General features: G+C 41.2%; 24 protein-coding genes. 11 read left to right on the top strand and 13 right to left on the bottom strand.

Annotated elements, in window-relative coordinates:
* Nucleotides 1-75 precede the first annotated feature (75 nt).
* The 6 genes from SANK73390_RS08075 to zapE all read right to left on the bottom strand — a co-directional run bounded on the left by SANK73390_RS08075 (nucleotide 76) and on the right by zapE (nucleotide 5,371).
* The gene (locus SANK73390_RS08075) at nucleotides 76-813 is read right to left on the bottom strand and encodes a cytochrome c1 (RefSeq protein WP_462765266.1); all 738 of its coding nucleotides are present in this window, start codon (nucleotides 811-813) and stop codon (nucleotides 76-78) included.
* Nucleotides 810-2,075, bottom strand: a complete 1,266-nt coding sequence (locus SANK73390_RS08070) for a cytochrome b (protein WP_261594550.1) — start codon at nucleotides 2,073-2,075, stop codon at nucleotides 810-812. Before SANK73390_RS08070 ends, SANK73390_RS08075 begins: the two co-directional genes overlap by 4 nt.
* Entirely contained in the window at nucleotides 2,075-2,665 is a 591-nt protein-coding gene (petA, locus tag SANK73390_RS08065) for a ubiquinol-cytochrome c reductase iron-sulfur subunit (protein WP_261626814.1), read from the bottom strand. The genes SANK73390_RS08070 and petA overlap by 1 nt, the downstream gene beginning before the upstream one ends.
* Nucleotides 2,666-3,192: 527 nt before the next feature.
* Entirely contained in the window at nucleotides 3,193-3,582 is a 390-nt protein-coding gene (rpsI, locus tag SANK73390_RS08060) for a 30S ribosomal protein S9 (RefSeq protein ID WP_261594552.1), read from the bottom strand.
* Nucleotides 3,583-3,593: 11 nt separating this feature from the next.
* The gene (gene rplM / locus SANK73390_RS08055) at nucleotides 3,594-4,022 is read right to left on the bottom strand and encodes a 50S ribosomal protein L13 (protein ID WP_261594553.1); all 429 of its coding nucleotides are present in this window, start codon (nucleotides 4,020-4,022) and stop codon (nucleotides 3,594-3,596) included.
* 260 nt (nucleotides 4,023-4,282) lie between these two features.
* Nucleotides 4,283-5,371, bottom strand: a complete 1,089-nt coding sequence (zapE, locus tag SANK73390_RS08050) for a cell division protein ZapE (RefSeq protein WP_462765262.1) — start codon at nucleotides 5,369-5,371, stop codon at nucleotides 4,283-4,285.
* A 155-nt stretch (nucleotides 5,372-5,526) separates the two neighbouring features.
* Between zapE and SANK73390_RS08045 the strand changes: the two genes are divergently transcribed.
* From SANK73390_RS08045 to SANK73390_RS08035, 3 genes are all read left to right on the top strand, one after another.
* Nucleotides 5,527-5,985, top strand: a complete 459-nt coding sequence (locus SANK73390_RS08045; protein WP_261594555.1) for a Z-ring associated ZapG family protein — start codon at nucleotides 5,527-5,529, stop codon at nucleotides 5,983-5,985.
* Between the two features lie 125 nt (nucleotides 5,986-6,110).
* The gene (locus SANK73390_RS08040; protein ID WP_462765260.1) at nucleotides 6,111-7,463 is read left to right on the top strand and encodes a DegQ family serine endoprotease; all 1,353 of its coding nucleotides are present in this window, start codon (nucleotides 6,111-6,113) and stop codon (nucleotides 7,461-7,463) included.
* Between the two features lie 89 nt (nucleotides 7,464-7,552).
* The gene (locus SANK73390_RS08035) at nucleotides 7,553-8,638 is read left to right on the top strand and encodes a trypsin-like peptidase domain-containing protein (RefSeq protein ID WP_462765258.1); all 1,086 of its coding nucleotides are present in this window, start codon (nucleotides 7,553-7,555) and stop codon (nucleotides 8,636-8,638) included.
* A gap of 76 nt (nucleotides 8,639-8,714) precedes the next feature.
* Here the strand turns inward: SANK73390_RS08035 and murA are convergent, their stop codons facing one another.
* The 7 genes from murA to SANK73390_RS08000 are packed head-to-tail and all read right to left on the bottom strand — an operon-like array spanning nucleotide 8,715 to nucleotide 13,390.
* Complete coding sequence (gene murA, locus SANK73390_RS08030; RefSeq protein ID WP_462765256.1) at nucleotides 8,715-9,974, bottom strand: UDP-N-acetylglucosamine 1-carboxyvinyltransferase; 1,260 nt, start codon at nucleotides 9,972-9,974, stop codon at nucleotides 8,715-8,717.
* A 10-nt stretch (nucleotides 9,975-9,984) separates the two neighbouring features.
* Nucleotides 9,985-10,242 carry a BolA family iron metabolism protein IbaG gene (ibaG, locus tag SANK73390_RS08025; RefSeq protein ID WP_261594559.1) on the bottom strand — a complete coding sequence of 86 codons (258 nt, stop codon included), beginning with the start codon at nucleotides 10,240-10,242 and terminating at the stop codon, nucleotides 9,985-9,987.
* Between the two features lie 5 nt (nucleotides 10,243-10,247).
* Nucleotides 10,248-10,547, bottom strand: coding sequence for an STAS domain-containing protein (locus SANK73390_RS08020; protein ID WP_261594560.1), 300 nt, complete (start codon nucleotides 10,545-10,547; stop codon nucleotides 10,248-10,250).
* The gene (locus tag SANK73390_RS08015; RefSeq protein WP_261594561.1) at nucleotides 10,534-11,211 is read right to left on the bottom strand and encodes an MlaC/ttg2D family ABC transporter substrate-binding protein; all 678 of its coding nucleotides are present in this window, start codon (nucleotides 11,209-11,211) and stop codon (nucleotides 10,534-10,536) included. The genes SANK73390_RS08020 and SANK73390_RS08015 overlap by 14 nt, the downstream gene beginning before the upstream one ends.
* A 2-nt stretch (nucleotides 11,212-11,213) precedes the next feature.
* Nucleotides 11,214-11,756, bottom strand: coding sequence for an outer membrane lipid asymmetry maintenance protein MlaD (gene mlaD / locus SANK73390_RS08010; RefSeq protein WP_462765253.1), 543 nt, complete (start codon nucleotides 11,754-11,756; stop codon nucleotides 11,214-11,216).
* Between the two features lie 15 nt (nucleotides 11,757-11,771).
* Nucleotides 11,772-12,548, bottom strand: coding sequence for a lipid asymmetry maintenance ABC transporter permease subunit MlaE (gene mlaE, locus SANK73390_RS08005; RefSeq protein ID WP_462765428.1), 777 nt, complete (start codon nucleotides 12,546-12,548; stop codon nucleotides 11,772-11,774).
* Entirely contained in the window at nucleotides 12,548-13,390 is an 843-nt protein-coding gene (locus SANK73390_RS08000; RefSeq protein WP_462765251.1) for an ATP-binding cassette domain-containing protein, read from the bottom strand. The genes mlaE and SANK73390_RS08000 overlap by 1 nt, the downstream gene beginning before the upstream one ends.
* 181 nt (nucleotides 13,391-13,571) lie before the next feature.
* Here SANK73390_RS08000 and SANK73390_RS07995 point away from each other — a divergent pair, with 181 nt between their 5' ends.
* The 8 genes from SANK73390_RS07995 to ptsN all read left to right on the top strand — a co-directional run bounded on the left by SANK73390_RS07995 (nucleotide 13,572) and on the right by ptsN (nucleotide 19,792).
* Nucleotides 13,572-14,528 carry a calcium/sodium antiporter gene (locus tag SANK73390_RS07995; RefSeq protein ID WP_462765249.1) on the top strand — a complete coding sequence of 319 codons (957 nt, stop codon included), beginning with the start codon at nucleotides 13,572-13,574 and terminating at the stop codon, nucleotides 14,526-14,528.
* Between the two features lie 11 nt (nucleotides 14,529-14,539).
* Nucleotides 14,540-15,511, top strand: a complete 972-nt coding sequence (locus tag SANK73390_RS07990; RefSeq protein WP_462765247.1) for a KpsF/GutQ family sugar-phosphate isomerase — start codon at nucleotides 14,540-14,542, stop codon at nucleotides 15,509-15,511.
* A 143-nt stretch (nucleotides 15,512-15,654) separates the two neighbouring features.
* Nucleotides 15,655-16,209 (top strand): LPS export ABC transporter periplasmic protein LptC, encoded by a 555-nt coding sequence (gene lptC / locus SANK73390_RS07985; RefSeq protein WP_462765245.1) that lies wholly within the window; start codon nucleotides 15,655-15,657, stop codon nucleotides 16,207-16,209.
* Nucleotides 16,199-16,726, top strand: a complete 528-nt coding sequence (gene lptA, locus SANK73390_RS07980) for a lipopolysaccharide transport periplasmic protein LptA (protein ID WP_462765243.1) — start codon at nucleotides 16,199-16,201, stop codon at nucleotides 16,724-16,726. Before lptC ends, lptA begins: the two co-directional genes overlap by 11 nt.
* A gap of 2 nt (nucleotides 16,727-16,728) precedes the next feature.
* On the top strand, nucleotides 16,729-17,454 hold the full coding sequence (gene lptB, locus SANK73390_RS07975) for an LPS export ABC transporter ATP-binding protein (protein WP_261594569.1): 726 nt from the start codon (nucleotides 16,729-16,731) through the stop codon (nucleotides 17,452-17,454).
* A 56-nt stretch (nucleotides 17,455-17,510) separates the two neighbouring features.
* Nucleotides 17,511-19,022, top strand: a complete 1,512-nt coding sequence (locus tag SANK73390_RS07970; RefSeq protein WP_462765241.1) for an RNA polymerase factor sigma-54 — start codon at nucleotides 17,511-17,513, stop codon at nucleotides 19,020-19,022.
* 27 nt (nucleotides 19,023-19,049) lie between these two features.
* On the top strand, nucleotides 19,050-19,337 hold the full coding sequence (gene hpf / locus SANK73390_RS07965; RefSeq protein WP_261594571.1) for a ribosome hibernation promoting factor: 288 nt from the start codon (nucleotides 19,050-19,052) through the stop codon (nucleotides 19,335-19,337).
* Between the two features lie 2 nt (nucleotides 19,338-19,339).
* On the top strand, nucleotides 19,340-19,792 hold the full coding sequence (ptsN, locus tag SANK73390_RS07960; protein WP_261594572.1) for a PTS IIA-like nitrogen regulatory protein PtsN: 453 nt from the start codon (nucleotides 19,340-19,342) through the stop codon (nucleotides 19,790-19,792).
* Nucleotides 19,793-19,807: the final 15 nt, after the last annotated feature.

Here is a 19,807-nt window from a genome sequence, read left to right as displayed (position 1 = left end):
AAAAAGTAATAAATCACTTTAAACAGCAATAGGGGCAAAAGCCCCTATTACAAAATTACCTTAGAAATGTTCAACTTAGTGAACGTCTCTCCAGTATTCTTTCTTCAAGAAAAACGCCAGGATAAATAGAATAACTAAAAACCCTAGCACTTTAATACCGAGTGCTTCCGACTGAAGACGAGAAGGCTCACCGACATATGCCAAGAAGTTAGTAACATCTCGCACAGCTTGATCGTACTCGTCTGTACTCATTTCACCCGAACCATCAGTCTTGGTGCCCACGACTTTAGTTACAGCCTTACCATGCTCTTCTACTTCTTCAGTAATTGGCATTGGTAAACCTTGTAACTCTTGTAACACGTGCGGCATCCCTACCAATGGGAAAACAGTATTGTTTACGCCAAACGGACGAGAGTCGTCTTTATAAAAAGATTTCAGGTATGTATAAATCCAGTCAGCACCACGCACACGAGCAACCAGCGTTAAATCTGGTGGAGCTGCACCAAACCACTTAGCTGCATCATCTTCTTCCATTGCATTCAAGATATGGCCACCCACTTTTGAACCATCAAAAATAAGTTGTTCTTCACCAATATCTGTAGGAATACCAATATCTCTAAATGTGCGCTCGTAACGCTGATATTGCATTTGGTGACAACCAAGGCAATAATTCATAAACAACTTTGCACCACGTTGTAATGACGCTTTGTCTGTTAAATCATTGCCAGCGTCCATCAAAGGCACTGATGGACCCGCTGCCATTGCAAACGTTGGCAACAATGCGAATAAACCGATAACTAGCTTTTTCATCATTTCGTCAACCTCGTTGGCAATGGTTTGGTCGTTTCATTCTTCGAGTATACAAAAAGCAATACGAAGAACATGAAGTATGTCACTGTAGTAATTTGCGATAGCAGAGTTTTAAAGTCTGTCTGTGGAGTTGCACCAATCCAACCAAGAATAACGAACGTTACCACAAACTGAGCTATGTTTAACTTATGAAAGCCACAACGATAGCGAATCGACTTAACTTTGCCACGGTCAATCCAAGGTAATAACGCAAGTACAACAATTGACGCACCCATTGCAATAACACCAATGAGCTTATCAGGGATAGCACGTAATATTGCATAGAATGGCGTAAAATACCAAACAGGGAAAATATGCTCTGGTGTTTTAAGTGGGTTTGCCGCTTCAAAGTTTGGTGCTTCTAAGAAGAAACCATTCATTTCAGGCATAAAAAATACAACCCAACAAAACAGAATTAAAAATCCTGCTACACCCAAAATATCTTTTACTGTGTAATAAGGGTGAAATGGTATTGCATCGACAATATCTTTTTTATCAGTGTAGTATTCATGAAACTTAAACTTAGGTTTATCTTCTTCCGCGACACTGCCTTTTTTGCGTTTAATTTCAACACCATCAGGGTTGTTTGAGCCCACTTCATGCAGTGCTACAATATGTAGGAAAACTAAAATAACTAACACCAGTGGCAATGCAATAACGTGTAATGCAAAGAAGCGGTTTAACGTTGCACCAGAGATAACATAGTCACCACGGATCCAAAGCGTCAAATCATCACCAATAACAGGAATTGCCCCAAACAGTGAAATAATTACCTGCGCACCCCAAAAAGACATTTGTCCCCAAGGTAATAAGTAACCCATGAAAGCTTCAGCCATGAGGGCAAGGAAAATAAGCATACCAAATAACCACAGTAGCTCACGCGGTTTTTGATAAGAACCGTAGATCATACCACGGAACATGTGCAGGTAAACAACAATAAAGAACGCTGAAGCACCTGTTGAGTGCAGATATCGAAGTAACCAACCATACTCAACATCACGCATGATATATTCAACAGAAGCAAATGCTCCCTCTGCTGATGGTACATAGTTCATAGTTAACCATATACCGGTTAAAATCTGGTTTACTAAAACAAGAATGGCTAGAGAGCCGAATAAGTACCAAAAATTAAAGTTTTTTGGTGCCGGATATTGAGCAATGTGCATATTCCAGACGCGAGTCATTGGAATACGTTCATCGATCCAGTTGATAATATTACCAAACATTACGCAACCCCTTCTTCTTCACCAATAATGATTGTGGTGTCATCAATAAAGGTATACGGTGGCACTTCAAGGTTCAACGGTGCCGGAACAGACTGGAATACTCGACCAGCCATGTCAAACTTAGAACCGTGACACGGGCAGAAGAAACCATCCTCTGTACCTTCAACCTTTTCACCAAACCCACCCTGTAAAAAGCTAGGTGAACAGCCAAGGTGAGTACAAATACCAACCGCCACAAATATTTCTGGGCGCTTAGAACGATATGGGTTTTTAGCTGAATCTAGTTGTTGAGGCTCATCAGATGCAGGGTCTCGAAGTTGACCTTCATGAACCTTCATTTGTTCAAGCATTTTTGGCGTACGAAAAACAACCCACACAGGCTTGCCTCGCCACTCAACACGAATTAATTGTCCTGGTTCAAGTTTACTGATATCTACTTCTACAGGCGCACCTGCAGATTTAGCTCGCTCACTTGGACTCCAAGACGCAATAAAAGGAACAGCAGCCCCAGCCGCACCAACACCACCAACAACAGAGGTAGCTATGGTTAAAAAGCGACGTCGGCCATTGTCTACAGGCGCATTGCTCATCCACTTATCTCCACTATGATTCTCAACACTTGCTATATTGAGAACATCAGTTACAGCAGGTTAATTTTAAGAAACTACAAAATAGACGCGATCATAAATAAATCCCTTGATTAAAACAAGGTTATTACAGTCCCATGCCCTAATAAACCCGAACATAAGTTAGCTAGGTTACTTTGAGCATGAGGCCGATGAAATATGATACGCCAATCAAAAAAACAATATACTGACCAAGATCAACCTCAACTGAGGCTATATAACCATCAAATAAGGGTTTGAAACTCGCTCACTTTACTTGCCATGCAATTGTAGCAAAAAAATACGCTGAGTTATCGACAGATTTGCACTAAATACCGTAAATATTGCACTTTTTTTATTTTGAAAACCAAGCATTAGCAAAATGGTTCATTATTCAAGCAAAAAATCGGTTTTTCCTGTCGAGTTTTTAAAGCCTGCAATTGGTAGATACTAAAGTAGAAAACAAAAAACCCAGCATAAAGCTGGGTTTTTGAATTCTGAAACGTAAATAATTAACGTTTTGAGAACTGTGTCTTCTTACGTGCTTTCTTAAGACCAACTTTCTTACGTTCAACTTTACGAGCGTCACGAGTAACAAAGCCAGCTTTACGAAGGTTTGGACGAAGTGATTCGTCAAATTCCATTAGTGCACGAGTGATACCGTGGCGGATTGCGCCAGCTTGACCAGTCATACCACCACCTTCAACAGTGATGTAAAGGTCAAACTTCTCTGTCATTTCAACTAGCTCTAGAGGCTGACGAACAACCATACGAGAAGTTTCACGACCGAAGTACTCTTCGATAGAACGCTGATTAATTACGATGCTGCCAGTGCCTGGGCGTAAGAATACGCGAGCACTTGAACTTTTACGACGACCTGTACCGTAGTATTGATTTGCCATGAGTGTGCTCCTTAAATGTCTAGAACCTGCGGCTGTTGTGCCGCGTGGTTGTGCTCGTTACCAGCGTAAACTTTAAGCTTACGGTACATTTCACGGCCTAGAGGACCGCGAGGTAACATGCCTTTAACCGCTTTTTCGATGATCATCTCAGGCTTTTTAGCTTGAAGTTTCTCGAAGTTCACAGACTTAAGACCGCCCGGGAAGCCAGTGTGCGCGTAGTATATTTTATCCTTTGCTTTGTTACCAGTTACAGTAACTTTTTCAGCGTTGATAACGATGATATAATCACCAGTATCTACATGAGGAGTATACTCAGCTTTATGCTTACCGCGAAGGCGAGAAGCGATTTCAGTAGCGATGCGACCTAAAGTTTTACCTTCAGCGTCAACTACGTACCAGTCACGTTTTACAGTTTCTGGTTTAGCAACAAACGTTTTCATCTAAAAAATCCAATGTTTTCAATTTAAAACCACAAGTAATCAACACGATTACCGCTTACTATATGAGTGCTTTAACCCCTTCGAGTTTAAGACTTTTTTGCCGCTCAAGTCAGTGGCTAAGCCGACGAGGGCAATAGAACGCAACGTGGCAGGCCGCGGATTATAGCAACTCTAGCTAGCCTTGACTAGCGTGAGATTGTTTTTTCTACAAAAAACTTTACCCTGTTTTCTGTTCTGCAGTCATTTAAACTATTTTCTCGTTATGCAAGATGTTCGCGAGCTAAGTACTCTAATGATTGCATTTCTTGCAGTCGACTAATGCAACGTTTAAATTCAAAGTTCAATGTACCCTGTGTGTAAAGTTCAGTGATAGGAGCTGCCGCAGAGATAATTAATGTTACATTGCGTTCGTAAAACTCATCTACCAATGCGATAAAGCGCCTTGCCGCATCATCATTATGCTGGCCCAACTGCTTTACGTTGGATAAGATCACCGTATTATAAAGGCGGCTAATTTCCATATAGTCTACTTGCGAGCGAGCTGTTTCGCATAGCTGAGCAAAGTCAAACATAACGATACAATCAGACACTTTTCGAGTTTGAATTAAACGCCCTTCAATCTCTATTTTTTCATCCAATTGACCAGGCTCTGGGGACAGCTTATCAAAGTATTCAAATAGATTTTTATCTGCTTGGGCATCTAAAGGGCTATGAAAAATTTCCGCTTGCTCTAACGTGCGCAAGCGATAGTCAATACCTGAATCTACATTCACAACGTCAGTGTTGGCATTCACTAATTCAATCGCCGGTAAAAAACGTGCGCGCTGTAAACCATTGCGATAAAGCTCATCTGGCACAATATTAGAAGTTGCAACTAGCACAATATCTCTTGCAAACAAGGCTTGCATCAAGCCACCAAGTAACATCGCGTCGGTTATGTCTTGTACAAAAAACTCATCAAAGCAAATAATGTCAGTTTCTTGCTTAAACTTGTCAGCAACCGCTTCTAAAGGGTTTTTTACATCATTAAGTAGCTTAAGTTCATCATGAACTCGATGCATAAAACGGTGAAAGTGTACACGCATTTTGCGTGTACTCGGCAATGCTTCATAAAACGTATCGACTAAATACGTTTTCCCTCGCCCAACCCCCCCCCAAAAATACAACCCTTTCACAGCATGCGGTTTTGATTTACTAAATAACTTAGCAAATAACCCTGTAGGCTGTTTTGGCGCTGACGTTAAATCATCGTATAACCGCTGTAAGTGCTTTACGGCATTTTCTTGCGCACTATCGTATTGAAAGTCATCACGCTGCAAATCTTGCTGATATTTTTCCCAAGGTGTCATAGTTATTTACACAGTTCTGCGTTTTTATTTGCATATTATATTAACACGCATCGATTCTAAGCGTATATTTAGCTTATCATTAGATTTTATCATTCATCGCAAACTCACCCAGTTTTTACAACTTACGTGCTTCGCGATTTTATTAGGAGAGATATATGACCTCATTTGCCTGGATGGGACTTATCATAGTTATTGCTATTGCCGCATTTTTTCTCGGCTCTGTATGGACTAAAAAGCAATTTAAACACGACGATCTTGAACAACAAACTCAGCAAGCTAAACATGAACTTGAACAATATCGCCAAGAAGTAGCTGATCACCTAGCAAATACCAAAAAGCTAATGGGCAAAATGCAAGATAGCTATAGTCAGCTAATCCAACATGTTGAAGAGACTAATCAAGTGCTTTTAACGGAAAAACCAAATCATCCAAGCGACCCATTTTTTTCTAAAGAAACAACCGAACAATTGCACGCCTCATTGAAAAGTCGTCCTGAACGTCGTCGCAATGACAGAGCAAATACAGGTGTGGCCCAGCCAAGCGATTATGTAGATGGCGAAAGTGGATTATTTTCAGGAGAGCGGTTAGAAGTTGAGCAGTCAAAAGCCTCTTGATGAACTTTTTTTTGACCCCATAGTCAATAAGTATAGTTTTTTACAATAGCGAAATGGCAAACAAGCACCTTTAAAGCGTTTGCCTTTTCAATGCATTAATGCTTATTGCGGAGTATTTTCTGACTATGAAATTGAAATTATCGTTATTAACAGCAGCACTTTTATCAACTTCCCTTCTTGTTAGCCCCAATGCTGCCTTGGCCAAATTACCCATGGCAGTAGATGGACAAACTATGCCAACACTCGCACCTATGCTTGAGCGTGTCACACCAGGCGTTGTAAGCATTCAAGTTTCAGGCGCAAAAGAAGTTCGCCGCCGTGTTGACCCATTTGATTACTTTTTTGGCAAACCGCAGCCTCGTAGTCAAAAACGCCCCTTCAGTGGGTTAGGCTCTGGGGTAATCATTGATGCAGGTGAAGGCTATGTGGTTACCAATAACCACGTGATCGCTGATGCAGAAAAAATTATTGTTACGCTTGAAGATGGCCGCGAGTTTGAAGCCGAGCTAGTCGGCACAGATAAAGAATCAGATATCGCGTTATTAGAAATTGATGGCGATGACTTAACGCAAATCAATCTGGCAAATTCTGACAAATTACGTGTTGGTGACTTTGCTGTTGCAATCGGCAACCCATTTGGTTTAAGCCATACGGTCACCTCTGGGATCATAAGTGCCCTGGGTCGAAGCGGCTTAAATATAGAGGGTTATGAAGATTTTATTCAAACGGATGCTGCAATTAACCAAGGTAACTCCGGTGGTGCACTGGTCAACTTACGAGGTGAATTAATTGGTATTAATACAGCAATCTTAGGTGCTTCTGGTGGTAATGTTGGTATTGGCTTTGCTATTCCATCTAACATGATGAAAAACCTAGTTGACCAAATCGTCGAGTTTGGTCAAGTTCGTCGAGGCTCTTTAGGTATTGAAGGGCGTACACTTGATGCTGGTATTGCTAAAGCACAAGGTTTTGATGTCAAACAAGGTGCTTATGTTGCACGCGTCATTACAGAGTCTGCCGCCGCCGAAGCTGGAATATTAGCTAATGATGTTATTACTAGTGTTAATGGCGATGCTATTCACAGCTTTGCCGAACTAGCCAGTAAAATAGCGACCATTGGTGAAGGCCGAACTGTCGAGCTAGGTGTTTATAGAGAAGGCCGCAATCGCTCCATTGAAGTTACTCTCAAAGGCCAAGGTGAAGCACAGGCCCCTGCAGACAAAGTTCATCCTATGCTACGCGGTGCAGTCCTTGAGAGTGGCGAACGAAATGGCAATAAAGGTGTGGTAGTCACATCCGTTGAACCTCGCTCCCCTGCAGCAAGAGTTGGCCTTGAAGAAGGTGATGTTATCATGCAAGTTAACCGTCAGCGTATCGACAGTATACGTGATATGAGTAACCTCATAGATGACATTCAAGGCAACATTGTCTTAGGCATAAAACGTGGCCGAGACTCTGTATTTTTACTTATTCAATAATATAAGTTTGTATTAAAAACACAGTGGCACTTGCCGCTGTGTTTTTCTTTGTGCATGATAAACCTTTAAAAACTATTAAGACTGCGCTCGTGCTAAAACTGATCCGTTTTTTACTCCCACCGCTATTTGCGGGATTGTGTATCGCTTTTCTCATTATTTGGTTTTCGCCAAACTTAAAAAGTACGATATTGCCTAAATTTGACGTAACAAGTCATTATACCAGCAGTCATATGAGCTTCGCCGATGCCGTAGAGCAAGCCGCACCGGCTGTGGTTACTATCTTTTCCGAGAGTATTTCATCTATTCCACGCTATATGCGTACCAATACAACCCAAGAATTGGGTTCGGGTGTATTGATGTCTCATGATGGCTATATTTTAACTAACTATCACGTTGTTAATGATGCCGATCAGATCATGGTCATTCTCACAGATGGACGCCGTTTTAATGATGTCCAAGTCATAGGCTTTGATACCATTACAGACTTAGCATTGCTCAAGATTAATGCGCAACACTTGCCAGTCATTCCCATTGATGACAACTTTAGCCCCCGAGTAGGCGATATAGTGCTCGCTATTGGGAATCCACTAAACTTAGGTCAAACTATTACCCAAGGCGTTGTCAGTGCTACAGGAAAGCAAACTCTGACCGACAGCCCATACAATAACCTGTTGCAAATGGATGCCGCGGTCAATGTTGGTAACTCAGGTGGCGCCTTAGTGAACTCTAATGGCGTTTTAGTCGGTATAACGTCAGCACAATTTCGTACACGCTATAACATTGATATTCAGGGGATTTCTTTTGCAGTTCCTTATAAGCTAGCCAAAGAAGTGATGCAAAAACTTATTCTCGATGGTCGAGTGGTGCGCGGCTATTTAGGCTTTCGTGGTGCTGCAGTAGATAGCACAGGTAAAGAAGTGACCGACTTATATACCCGAATTGTTGGTTTAAGAGTGAGTGACTTAGACCCACTGGGTCCTGCTTGGCAAGCTGGTATGCAAGAGCATGATATCATCGTCAAAGTAGCAGGTGAACCAGTAACCAATCCACAACGAACTCTCAAGTTCATTGGTAATACACGCCCTGGCACTCGCCTTGAATTTGAAGTTTACAGAGGCGATGAACTGCGCACCTTTACGTTAGTAGTTGCAGAACTGGAAACGCGCGCTAACTAGTGTCTTTAATCTGTATATAAAAAAGCGAGTAATGGTATATACCAATACTCGCTTTCAATTTAGCAGTGATAAACGATTAATTATGTCGACGCTTTATCTTTGCGCCCAACTTACTCAATTTATTCTCGATACGTTGATAACCTCTATCTACGTGGTAGATACGGTCCACAATAGTTTCGCCACCAGCTACAATGCCCGTCAATATTAAGCTTGCTGATGCTCTCAAGTCCGTTGCCATAACTTGAGCACCACTGAGTTTATCAGTCTCACCGCAAATTGCCGTATTACCTTCTAGGCGAATGTTGGCACCCATACGCTGTAACTCAGGTACATGCATGAAACGGTTTTCAAAGATCGTTTCAGTAATAGTTGCGTTCCCTTGAGCAACAACGTTTAAGGCGGTAAATTGTGCTTGCATGTCAGTAGGGAAGCCTGGATGTGGCATCGTTTTAATATTTACAGCTTGCAAGTTTCTGCCACGCATATCAAGGTATATACTGCTTCCACTTACCTCAACATAAGCATTAGCAGCGCGTAATTTTTCCAAAACAGGCTCTAAGCTCACATGATCAGTATTGTTACAGAGCACTTCCCCTTTCGCCATTGCAGCGGCAACAAGAAAAGTTCCCGTTTCAATTCTATCAGGCAGAATTTTATGCTCACATCCTGATAGCTTTTCAACACCTTGAACTTCAATGCGACTCGTCCCAGCACCTTTTATATTGGCACCCATAGCGGTTAAACAGTCAGCGAGATTTACAATTTCAGGTTCACGCGCAGCATTTTCAAGTATCGTAGTGCCATCTGCCAATGTCGCTGCCATCAGTAAATTTTCTGTGGCACCAACACTCACCATTTCCATGTAAATTTCTGCGCCTTTTAAGCGCCCCTCAACTTTGGCGTTGATATAACCATTATCAACGCTTATTGTTGCTCCCATACGCTCTAGGCCACTAATATGAATATCAACAGGGCGGGCACCAATTGCACACCCGCCTGGTAAAGATACTTGTGCTTCACCAAAACGCGCAAGCAGCGGGCCAAGCGCTAATACAGACGCTCGCATTTGTTTGACTAACTCGTAAGGCGCTAGCACTTTATCTACCGAACTACCATCAACATGCAGCACATCAGAGCACCACTTAACCCCCGCACCTAACGTTTTCAATAATGCTTCAGTTGTACCTATATCCCTAAGCTGCGGCACATTGGAAAAGTGGCTTTCACCATCGGCAAGCAAAGCGGCGAATAAAATCGGTAGTGCTGCATTTTTCGCACCAGATATCGTGACCTCACCCGCTAAAGTGGTGCCACCTTGGATAACAAATTGATCCATTGTGACTCCGTTATTGCGGTAGAATAAATTTGCGTTCTCTTTGCCACTCAGTTGGCGTAAATGCCTTGATACTGACAGCATGAATAGTGCCATCAGAGATGGTATTCATTAAAGGCCCATATACAAGCTGCTGTTTTTTCACCCGGCTTAAACCGTCAAAACACTCCCCGACTGCTATCACTTCATAGTGACTACCGTTAGCTTTCACTATGGCTTCTTCTAAAGACAGGGCTTCTCGTAATAAAGTTTCGACTTGGTTTGTTTCCATTAGACTCACTCAAATAAGTTTGATACCTGACCCAGCGCCATTAAATTATGAAGCTGCTCTGGCACATTTTTAAGCTCAAGGCGTTTGCCTTGCTGCTGTAATTTACCTAAAGAATGAATTAACCAAGCTAAGCCCGCTGTGTCAACCCTAGATACCTCAGAAAGGTCAAAATAACGTACTGACTGAACATTTTCTATCTGATGATTAAGAAGCCGTTCATTCACCAAGCTATTTCTGGTTAACTCTCCACTAACTTGAACAAGGTCGTCATCTAACTTGGTAAATTGAACTTTAGTTGCTGCCATCATCCCCCCTAAACTGGACAGGTAAACGGCTTTTTTTATCAAGCAACCCTATAACATGTTCAATCCCTTGCTGGCGCAAAATACCATGCAACTCCGTTTGTTTAGCATCTAATAAACTGATACCTTCGGCCATCATATCATAAGCTCGCCATTCGTTATTTGAATCACGGCGCACTTTAAAATCAATTCTAATATCAGGCTTACCGGGCTCCACTATCTTAGTCTTAACTATCGCAATTTGATCATCCTCAAAATCTCTAGCAGGTGAGAACTCAACTTTTTGATTTGTATATTGCGTAAAAACACCAGCATATGTAGCAACTAAGTAGTTCTTGAATACATCTATAAACTGCTTTATGTGTTCAACAGCTTGTGCTTTTTCCTCTTTATCTTGTATGTTTCTTACTCTTTGAATATAACTTCCCAAGACTCTATAAGAAGCATATTTATAATCGATATAAGGCAACAATTCTTGCTGTACGATTACTCTCAAGTGTTCTTTATCTACTTCTATCAACGCTTGATCTCTAGTAATACGCTTAAATGTATTATCTGCTACCTGCTGTACCATTTTATAAGGGTCTGTTAAATCAACAGGCTCATCTGCATGCACCACACAACTTAAAAGCAGTGTGGTAGCGACGATTAAAAATCTTACCAACATATTTACTCACTACCTTGATTAAATAAAAATTGTCCAATCAACTCTTCTAATACTAATGCCGATTTAGTATCAGTCACTAAATCTCCATCTTTTAGTGCTTTACTTTGAACACCAAATAAGTCGTCAAGATCTGAGCTGGTGTCAGTCACTTCATTACCTAAACATGTTTGTTTTGCAGACTTAGAGGCAATGACAGGAGAAATGCCAAGATATTGCTCACCTAATACCCCAGAAGTAAGAATAGATACCGATGTTGTATCGGAAAACTGGCATTCGTAATTCGCATCTATACTCATTGCCACAACGGGTACAAACTCTTGCGGATGAATGCTGATCCCATCTACACGACCCACTACCACTCCACCCACTTTAATGGGCGCGCGCGTTTTTAACGAGCCAATATTTTCAAATTTAGCATTGAGTGTATATGTCTCGCCACTGCCAGAGATTCCTGAATTGGCAACTTTTAAAGCAAGCACCGCAAACGCAGCAACACCAAGTGCCACAAATAAGCCAACTAATATTTCAATTTTCCGTGTATTCATTTGTTTTAAAACCCTTTAACCTGAAAACATCACAGCAGTTAATAAGAAGTCGAAACCTAAAACTGCTAATGAAGAATGGACCACTGTCTCGGTCGTTGCTTTACTGATCCCCTCTGAAGTGGGCACGCAATCGTAGCCTTTGTATAGCGCTATCCATGTCACTACCAATGCAAATACAAAGCTTTTGATAATACCGTTTAGTATGTCTTTCTCAAAAGAAACCTGCGATTGCATAATAGACCAGAAACTACCTGAATCTACTCCAAGCCAATCCACACCAACAAGGTGTGCGCCAATTATCGCTACCGCTGAAAATATCAACGCCAGCAATGGCATGCTAATAAAACCAGCCCAAAAACGCGGTGAAATAATACGTCGAAGCGGGTCTATCGCCATCATCTCTAAACTAGAAAGCTGTTCAGTTGCTTTCATTAAACCTATCTCAGCCGTTAATGCACTGCCTGCACGCCCAGCAAAAAGCAAAGCTGTCACGACTGGCCCCAACTCTCTGAGTAAACTCAGCGCAACAAGCGGCCCCAAACTATCTTCTGCGCCATATCCAACTAATACAGTGTAGCCTTGTAGAGCCAAGACCATACCAATAAACAAGCCTGATACCATGATAATCAGCAACGATTGATGCCCAACCATATAAAGCTGCCGAATAAGAAGACCAGGTCCTTTACGAAAATCTGGCACACTTATGAGCGCACCTAAGAGCATACGTGTTGCCCTGCCTAATGAGGCAAAACGACTGAGAACGTTATGACCAATTGATTGAAAAAAATCTATCACTGTTGACTCCCTGATAGCAGTTCTTCTTGGTAATTTTGCGCTTCATAATGAAATGGCACAGGGCCATCAGATAAGCCTTTTAGAAACTGTTGCACCAGCGCCGAGTCATGCTGTTGCATTTGCTCAGGAGTACCACTGCCTATGACACCTTGTTCAGCAATGATCACTACATGGTCTGCAATGCTTAAAACTTCATTTACATCATGAGTCACTATTAATGAAGAGATCCCTAAAACTTCATTAAGTGACTTAATAAGTTTGACTAAAACCCCCATAGAAATCGGGTCTTGTCCTGCAAACGGTTCATCATACATTATCAATTCAGGGTCAAGTGCAATAGAACGTGCTAATGCCGCTCGTCTAGCCATACCGCCAGAAAGCTCTGAAGGCATTAGATCTTTAGCACCACGAAGCCCAACAGCTTGCAGTTTCATTAATACCACAAGACGAATCAACTCTTCACTAAGTTGAGTGTGCTCACGTAATGGGAATGCGATATTATCAAATACCGACATATCGGTAAAAAGTGCGCCACTTTGAAACAACATACTCATTTTAGTGCGAATATCATAAAGTGCTTTACGAGACATACTAGGAATACTTTGTCCTTCAAACAAAATATCCCCACTATCAGGTTTGAGTTGACCACCAATCAGACGCAGCATCGTAGTTTTACCGATACCACTTGGGCCCATAATGGCTGTGATCTTTCCTTTTGGAACACAAAAACTCATATTTTTATAGATGGTCCTTTCGCCCCGTGAAAAAGTCACATCCTTGATCTCTACAATTGCTTGCGACAAGTCGCTCTCCACATCTACATTTACTAATTCTGACATAATACGTTTTTTTAGCTTATGAAGGAAAAAAGTTTTCGTAAAATTTTGTAATATATGATGTCACAATAGAGACTAAATACTGTAGAACAGAATAACTAAGTGCCCTCTTTTACTTATACTTTTGTAGACGCATTTGTTACTATTTATGCCATTGTAATTTTATCAATTGGCTTCGCTTTTTATGCTTTTATCTTTTGTCATCTTGATCATAGGATTTGCTGCACTAGTATGGAGCGCTGATCGCTTCGTTTTTGGTGCTGCAGCGCTGGCTCGTAACTTTGGCGTACCTACGCTCATTGTTGGTTTAACCATTGTCGCTATGGGCTCATCCGCACCAGAGATGATGGTCGCAGCACAGGCTGCGCTAGCTGATAAAACAGATACGGCAGTTGGTAATGCCATTGGTTCAAATATCGCTAATATTTTACTGGTACTTGGCATCACAGCACTACTAAAACCTCTGTCAGTAAGTTCAGGTATATTAAAACGCGAAATGCCACTTCTCATTATAGTCTCACTTGGCGCTTGGTTTATCGTCAGTGACAGCCATTTTAGCTTGTTAGAAGGTTTGGCTTTACTCATTGGTTTTATATTATTTTTGTTTACACTCATCATCATATCCAAAAGAAGTGGTCCAGATGCAGATCCTTTCGTCAGCGAAGCCTGTGAGGAAGTGCCAAATAATGTACCAACAGGTAAAGCGTTACTTTGGTTATCAGTGGGTATGGTGTTATTGCCTGTCAGCTCAAGTTACTTAATTGACGCGGCCGTAGATATAGCTAAATTCTTTGGTATGAGTGATTTACTTATCGGCCTAACAATTATTGCTATTGGCACCAGTTTACCTGAGCTTGCAGCCTGTATAGCAAGCGTACTAAAAAAGGAAGACGACCTTGCACTTGGTAACATTATTGGCTCTAATATATTCAATATCTTAGCTGTGCTTTCTATCGCTGGCATTATGAATCCTGCTAATATCGACAGTAATATCGCACAGCGAGATATCTTTATTATGCTTGGAGCAACCTTAGCACTGATATTAATGAGTCTAAGCTTTACAGGGAATCGACGTATAAATCGTATTGAAGGCGGAGCTTTATTAGCGGCATTTGTTGGCTATATGTATTACATTATCTAGAGGTTTGACTCATGTTATCAAAGCAGTTTACTGATACCGCACAACGAGTTATTAAAATAGAACAACAAGCAATCACAGAAATTGGTCAGTATATAGATCAACACTTTGTACTCGCTTGCCAAACTATTTTTGACTGTCAAGGCAGAACGATAGTGGTAGGAATGGGCAAATCAGGCCATATAGGCAAAAAAATCGCCGCCACACTTGCAAGCACGGGAACACCCGCTTTTTTTGTACACCCAGGGGAAGCGAGTCACGGTGATTTAGGCATGATCACAAAACATGACGTCGTACTACTTATTTCAAATTCGGGTGAAACCAGCGAAGTATTAAACATCATACCCGTAATCAAGCGTATCGGAGCAAAAACGATTGCCATGACAGGCAATAAAAACTCTTCTATGGCACAATTATCTGATGTGCATCTGTGTATTGCCGTTTCGCAAGAAGCCTGCCCCTTAGGGCTTGCACCAACAGCAAGCACAACTGCAACACTGGTGATGGGTGATGCATTGGCGGTTGCATTATTGGAAGCGAAAGGTTTTACTGCAGATGATTTTGCATTATCACATCCTGGTGGTGCTCTGGGCAAACGTTTACTACTCACGCTAAGTGACATTATGCATCAGGGCGAGCAAGTTCCTATTGTTTCTCATCAAAGTACAATCAAAGACGCATTATTTGAAATGTCAGCGAAAGGCTTAGGCATGACAACAATTGTTGATGAAAACGGGCAACTTATCGGTATTTTTACTGATGGTGACTTACGACGTATTATTGAACAACGTGTAGACTTACATACAACACCAATCCACAAAGCTATGACTGTAAACTGCACTACAGCAAACAAAGACATGTTAGCCGCCGAAGCGTTAAATATTATGGAAACGAAACGAATCAATGGCTTAATTGTCATAGATAGTAATATACACCCTATTGGTGCACTTAATACTCAAGACTTATTAAGAGCCGGAGTACTGTAAATGACTGCTGTGGAATACATCAAAAATGAACAGCAAATCCATTCATGGGTAATTCATTCAACTCCCCCTATTTTGGTAAGTGATAAAATTATTAACGTAACAAACTGTGCCAATAATATTCACTCAATACTGAGAAATATAAGATGAGTGGTAACCGTGTTGTGCTATTTTTAGTTTTTATCGCAGTGATGGTATGGCTGTGGTACCCCTATTTGACGCAAACAACACCAAAAACAGACACTCAAAGTGATGTTATTGCCAAACCTGATTATATTGCAACTGCGCTAGAACAAACGTCTTATAATGAGACAGGTGTTCGCAGCTACACAGTTACTGCGGATAAAATGGAGCTTTATCAAGAATTAGGCTTTAGCCATTTTACTATGCCTGTATTTACACTGTATAACGGCCCTCAAAATTGGTTAATTTCTTCACAAGAAGCAACTTTATATGAAAACAATACATTGATGCTAGAAGGTGATGTTGAAGCCAAAAACTTAACTACAGGCGCAATGATCACTTTAATTAAAGCAGACAATATACGCGTTGAAATAGACGAACGACTGATGCAATCTGAAAGGCCTGTAGAGATTACAGGCCCTAGTTTAAAAATTAACGGCAAAGGGCTTTATGCTGATTTAAACACGGATATCATTGAACTTATAAACCATACTCGAACTATTTATTATGACCAATAAACTATGTATTACCGCTATGCTTGTTGGATTGTTATTTTGCCAACCAAGCATCGCAAAACAAAACGACTTTGCAAATGAAGTTTCTATCAAAGCAGGCAAGCAACAGGCTCAGCTCAAGACCAATATTGGTATATTTGAAAAAAACGTAGAGATCATTCACGGCAAACGTAAAATTAATGCTGATAGACTTGAAGTTCACCGGCGCGAAGAGCTTGGGGACAACAAACAACTGTTAGTTGCTACAGGCTCTCCAGCTCAGTTTTCAGAACAACAAGCTGACGGTACCAAGTTAACTGCCAGCGCACAAGAAATTCGCTATGATGTTGCTAATCGTACTTTAGTGATTAAAGGGGATGCCTCGATTAATCAAGCTGGGCAAATTATTCAAGCTCAGTCTATTACCTACGATATGGATAAACAACTGATAAGTGCCGAAAGAGGTGAGCAAGATAACGCGCGCGTACACACCATACTCGTACCAGAAAAAACACCTAAAAAAGCGGGTCAAGGTAATTAAATATGAGTGTATTAACAGCAACTGCTCTGGCAAAAAGTTACAAAGACCGACAAGTTGTTAAAAACGTCAGCCTTAGTGTTGAAGCAGGTAGTATTGTTGGCCTTCTTGGTCCCAATGGAGCAGGAAAAACCACCAGCTTTTACATGATTGTAGGTCTCGTGCCAAGCGATAATGGCACCGTGTGCATCAACGATCATGACATTACACTATTGCCAATGCATAACCGAGCACGTTTAGGCATTGGCTATTTACCTCAAGAGTCATCAATTTTTAGAAAGCTCACGGTATATCAAAATTTAATGGCGATTTTGGAAACTCGCAACTCACTGAATAAGATAGCCCGTGAGCAAATTTTAAATGAACTACTGGATGAGTTTAACATTCAACACATTCGCGATAGCTTAGGTATGGCACTGTCAGGCGGAGAACGCAGAAGAGTAGAAATTGCTCGCGCTTTAGCCGCAAATCCTAAATTTATCCTTTTAGATGAGCCTTTTGCTGGTGTTGATCCCATTTCAGTGTTAGATATAAAGAAAATTATCGAACATTTAAAAAATAGAGGTATTGGTGTGTTAATCACCGATCACAATGTTCGTGAAACTCTTGATGTATGTGAAAAAGCTTATATTGTCTCACATGGTGAATTAATCGCCTCTGGTACTCCTGAACATGTTTTAGCAGATCAAACTGTCAGAGATGTCTACCTAGGTGAACAATTCAAGCTATAGTTAATGTACGTTTAGTCACAATAATAATAGAAAACCAGAAGGATTGTTAAAGGTAGATGAGGCAATCGTTACAGCTGCGCATGGGGCAGCAACTTACCATGACACCACAGTTACAGCAGGCTATTCGCTTGCTGCAACTAAGCACGTTGGATCTACAGCAAGAGATCCAAGAAGCTCTTGATAGCAACCCGCTTCTTGAAGTAGATGAGTCAGAGCCAGAATCTGATGCGCAAAACAGTGCCCAAGATAAAAATGGTAAAGATGAAAACCAAGAGGACACGCATTTAGACAGTCAAGATATCGAGCCTGTAAGTGACTACGAAATAGATTCGGATGCCGCACTAAGTAAAGAGACCGTGAGCGACGACCTCGCTATGGATGTGACATGGGATGAGTACATGAGTGCAGCTCCTGCTGCCAGTAGTGGACCCATGCCTGAAGACGAGACTATTTATCAAGGTGAGACGACGGAAACGCTTCATGAATATTTAATGTGGCAGCTCGAATTAACGCCTTTTAGCCCAACAGATCGCGGCATCGCAGTCGCTATTGTAGAAGCCATAGACGAAAACGGTACATTCACCTTAAGTACCGAAGATCTCTTAGAGAGCTTGAATGATGGCAACAGTGGCGAACATATTGAATTAGATGAAGTAGAAGCCGTATTAAAACGAATTCAACTTTTTGATCCTATTGGCATTGGCGCTCGCTCACTACAAGAGTGCTTGTGTATTCAGCTCAATCAATTTGACCCGCATACAACTCCTTGGTTGAGCGAAACTAAAATGATCCTCAATGAGCACATTGAGCTACTTGCAAGTCGCGACTATCGGACCTTGATGAAAAAAACCAAGCTCAAAGAGACTGAGCTCAAGGAGATCGTAACATTAATTCACACTCTTAACCCAAAACCTGCGGCAAGCATTATTCGTGAAGAGTCTGAATATGTCATTCCTGATGTATCAGTTAAGAAGATAAAAGGCCGCTGGGTAGTTGAGCTAAATCCGGAGTGCATGCCTAAAATTCGTGTTAACAATCAATATGCTGCAATGTCTCGCTCAGTGAAATCCAGCACAGATAGTCAATTCATTCGCTCTCATTTACAAGAAGCAAAGTGGTTTATTAAAAGCTTAGAAAGCAGAAATGAAACATTAATGAAAGTTACTAATTGCATTGTCCAACAACAACAGGCATTCTTTGAACATGGCCCTGAGGCAATGAGACCCATGGTGTTAAATGATGTTGCAGAAATGGTTGAAATGCACGAGTCCACCATTTCACGAGTGACCACACAAAAATATATGCACACACCTAGAGGCATTTTTGAGTTGAAGTATTTCTTCTCAAGTCATGTTAGTACTGAAAATGGAGGTGAGTGCTCGTCCACAGCAATCAGAGCACTAATCAAAAAGCTAATTGCTGCAGAAAATACTGCTAAGCCATTAAGCGACAGTAAAATAGCAGATATATTAGCGGAGCAAGGAATTAAGGTGGCCCGACGCACCATAGCAAAATATCGGGAGTCGTTAGCCATTCCACCGTCAAATCAGCGTAAAAGCTTGATTTAGGCGTATTACCTAAGAAGGAAAATGCTTATGCAACTAAATTTAACTGGTCGTCATGTAGAAATAACCGATGCATTAAGAGACTATGTCAACAACAAGTTTGCAAAGTTAGAAAGGCATTTTGATCATATAAACAATGTACATGTGATCTTAGATGTTGAAAAGCTAGTACAAAAAGCAGAGGCGACATTGCACGTTAATGGCGGAGAGCTTTTTGCCTCGACAGAACATCAGGACATGTATGCTGCGATCGACGGCCTAATTAATAAGCTAGATCGTCAGGTAATTAAGCACAAAGAGAAGCTAATTCGACATTAATTATGAAATTAAGCTCGATAATCAATAAGGACTGTAGCAAAGCTGCGGTCCTTTTTAATAGCAAAAAACGTATACTCGAATACATTAGCGAGTTAGCGCACGAACAGCTACCCAATTTAAATCAGCACGATATCCTTAGCGCATTAATGGCCCGGGAGAAACTCGGCAGTACAGGTATAGGTAAAGGGATTGCCCTGCCCCATGGTCGGATAATAGGTCTTGAAGTCGTGACAGCTTTACTATTAGTCAATCAACAAGGGGTTGAATTTGATGCCATTGATAATCGGCCTGTTGATATATTTCTTGCTTTAATTGTGCCTGATGGCGATAACGAACAACATTTAAAAACTTTGTCATCGATAGCTCAGCAGCTAAACAATAAAGAATTTTGTAAACAGCTAAGGAACGCTAGCAATGACGAGGAACTTTATGCCATTATTGCCTCAGCAGACTAGGTTATTAAGAGAAGC

The sequence above is a fragment of the Pseudoalteromonas sp. SANK 73390 genome, from assembly GCF_054966645.1.
The sequence above is the reverse complement of the archived record's forward strand: the minus strand, read 5'-3'. Positions and strand labels throughout refer to the sequence as shown.

Excerpts from the sequence above, each read along its gene's own strand:
- SANK73390_RS08075 (WP_462765266.1), bottom strand. The coding sequence starts at position 813 with ATGATGAAAAAGCTAGTTATCGGTTTATTCGCATTGTTGCCAACGTTT.
- SANK73390_RS08070 (WP_261594550.1), bottom strand. The coding sequence starts at position 2,075 with ATGTTTGGTAATATTATCAACTGGATCGATGAACGTATTCCAATGACT.
- petA (WP_261626814.1), bottom strand. The coding sequence starts at position 2,665 with ATGAGCAATGCGCCTGTAGACAATGGCCGACGTCGCTTTTTAACCATA.
- rpsI (WP_261594552.1), bottom strand. The coding sequence starts at position 3,582 with ATGGCAAATCAATACTACGGTACAGGTCGTCGTAAAAGTTCAAGTGCT.
- rplM (WP_261594553.1), bottom strand. The coding sequence starts at position 4,022 with ATGAAAACGTTTGTTGCTAAACCAGAAACTGTAAAACGTGACTGGTAC.
- zapE (WP_462765262.1), bottom strand. The coding sequence starts at position 5,371 with ATGACACCTTGGGAAAAATATCAGCAAGATTTGCAGCGTGATGACTTT.
- SANK73390_RS08045 (WP_261594555.1), top strand. The coding sequence starts at position 5,527 with ATGACCTCATTTGCCTGGATGGGACTTATCATAGTTATTGCTATTGCC.
- SANK73390_RS08040 (WP_462765260.1), top strand. The coding sequence starts at position 6,111 with ATGAAATTGAAATTATCGTTATTAACAGCAGCACTTTTATCAACTTCC.
- murA (WP_462765256.1), bottom strand. The coding sequence starts at position 9,974 with ATGGATCAATTTGTTATCCAAGGTGGCACCACTTTAGCGGGTGAGGTC.
- ibaG (WP_261594559.1), bottom strand. The coding sequence starts at position 10,242 with ATGGAAACAAACCAAGTCGAAACTTTATTACGAGAAGCCCTGTCTTTA.
- SANK73390_RS08020 (WP_261594560.1), bottom strand. The coding sequence starts at position 10,547 with ATGGCAGCAACTAAAGTTCAATTTACCAAGTTAGATGACGACCTTGTT.
- SANK73390_RS08015 (WP_261594561.1), bottom strand. The coding sequence starts at position 11,211 with ATGTTGGTAAGATTTTTAATCGTCGCTACCACACTGCTTTTAAGTTGT.
- mlaD (WP_462765253.1), bottom strand. The coding sequence starts at position 11,756 with ATGAATACACGGAAAATTGAAATATTAGTTGGCTTATTTGTGGCACTT.
- SANK73390_RS08000 (WP_462765251.1), bottom strand. The coding sequence starts at position 13,390 with ATGTCAGAATTAGTAAATGTAGATGTGGAGAGCGACTTGTCGCAAGCA.
- SANK73390_RS07995 (WP_462765249.1), top strand. The coding sequence starts at position 13,572 with ATGCTTTTATCTTTTGTCATCTTGATCATAGGATTTGCTGCACTAGTA.
- SANK73390_RS07990 (WP_462765247.1), top strand. The coding sequence starts at position 14,540 with ATGTTATCAAAGCAGTTTACTGATACCGCACAACGAGTTATTAAAATA.
- lptC (WP_462765245.1), top strand. The coding sequence starts at position 15,655 with ATGAGTGGTAACCGTGTTGTGCTATTTTTAGTTTTTATCGCAGTGATG.
- lptA (WP_462765243.1), top strand. The coding sequence starts at position 16,199 with ATGACCAATAAACTATGTATTACCGCTATGCTTGTTGGATTGTTATTT.
- lptB (WP_261594569.1), top strand. The coding sequence starts at position 16,729 with ATGAGTGTATTAACAGCAACTGCTCTGGCAAAAAGTTACAAAGACCGA.
- SANK73390_RS07970 (WP_462765241.1), top strand. The coding sequence starts at position 17,511 with ATGAGGCAATCGTTACAGCTGCGCATGGGGCAGCAACTTACCATGACA.
- hpf (WP_261594571.1), top strand. The coding sequence starts at position 19,050 with ATGCAACTAAATTTAACTGGTCGTCATGTAGAAATAACCGATGCATTA.
- ptsN (WP_261594572.1), top strand. The coding sequence starts at position 19,340 with ATGAAATTAAGCTCGATAATCAATAAGGACTGTAGCAAAGCTGCGGTC.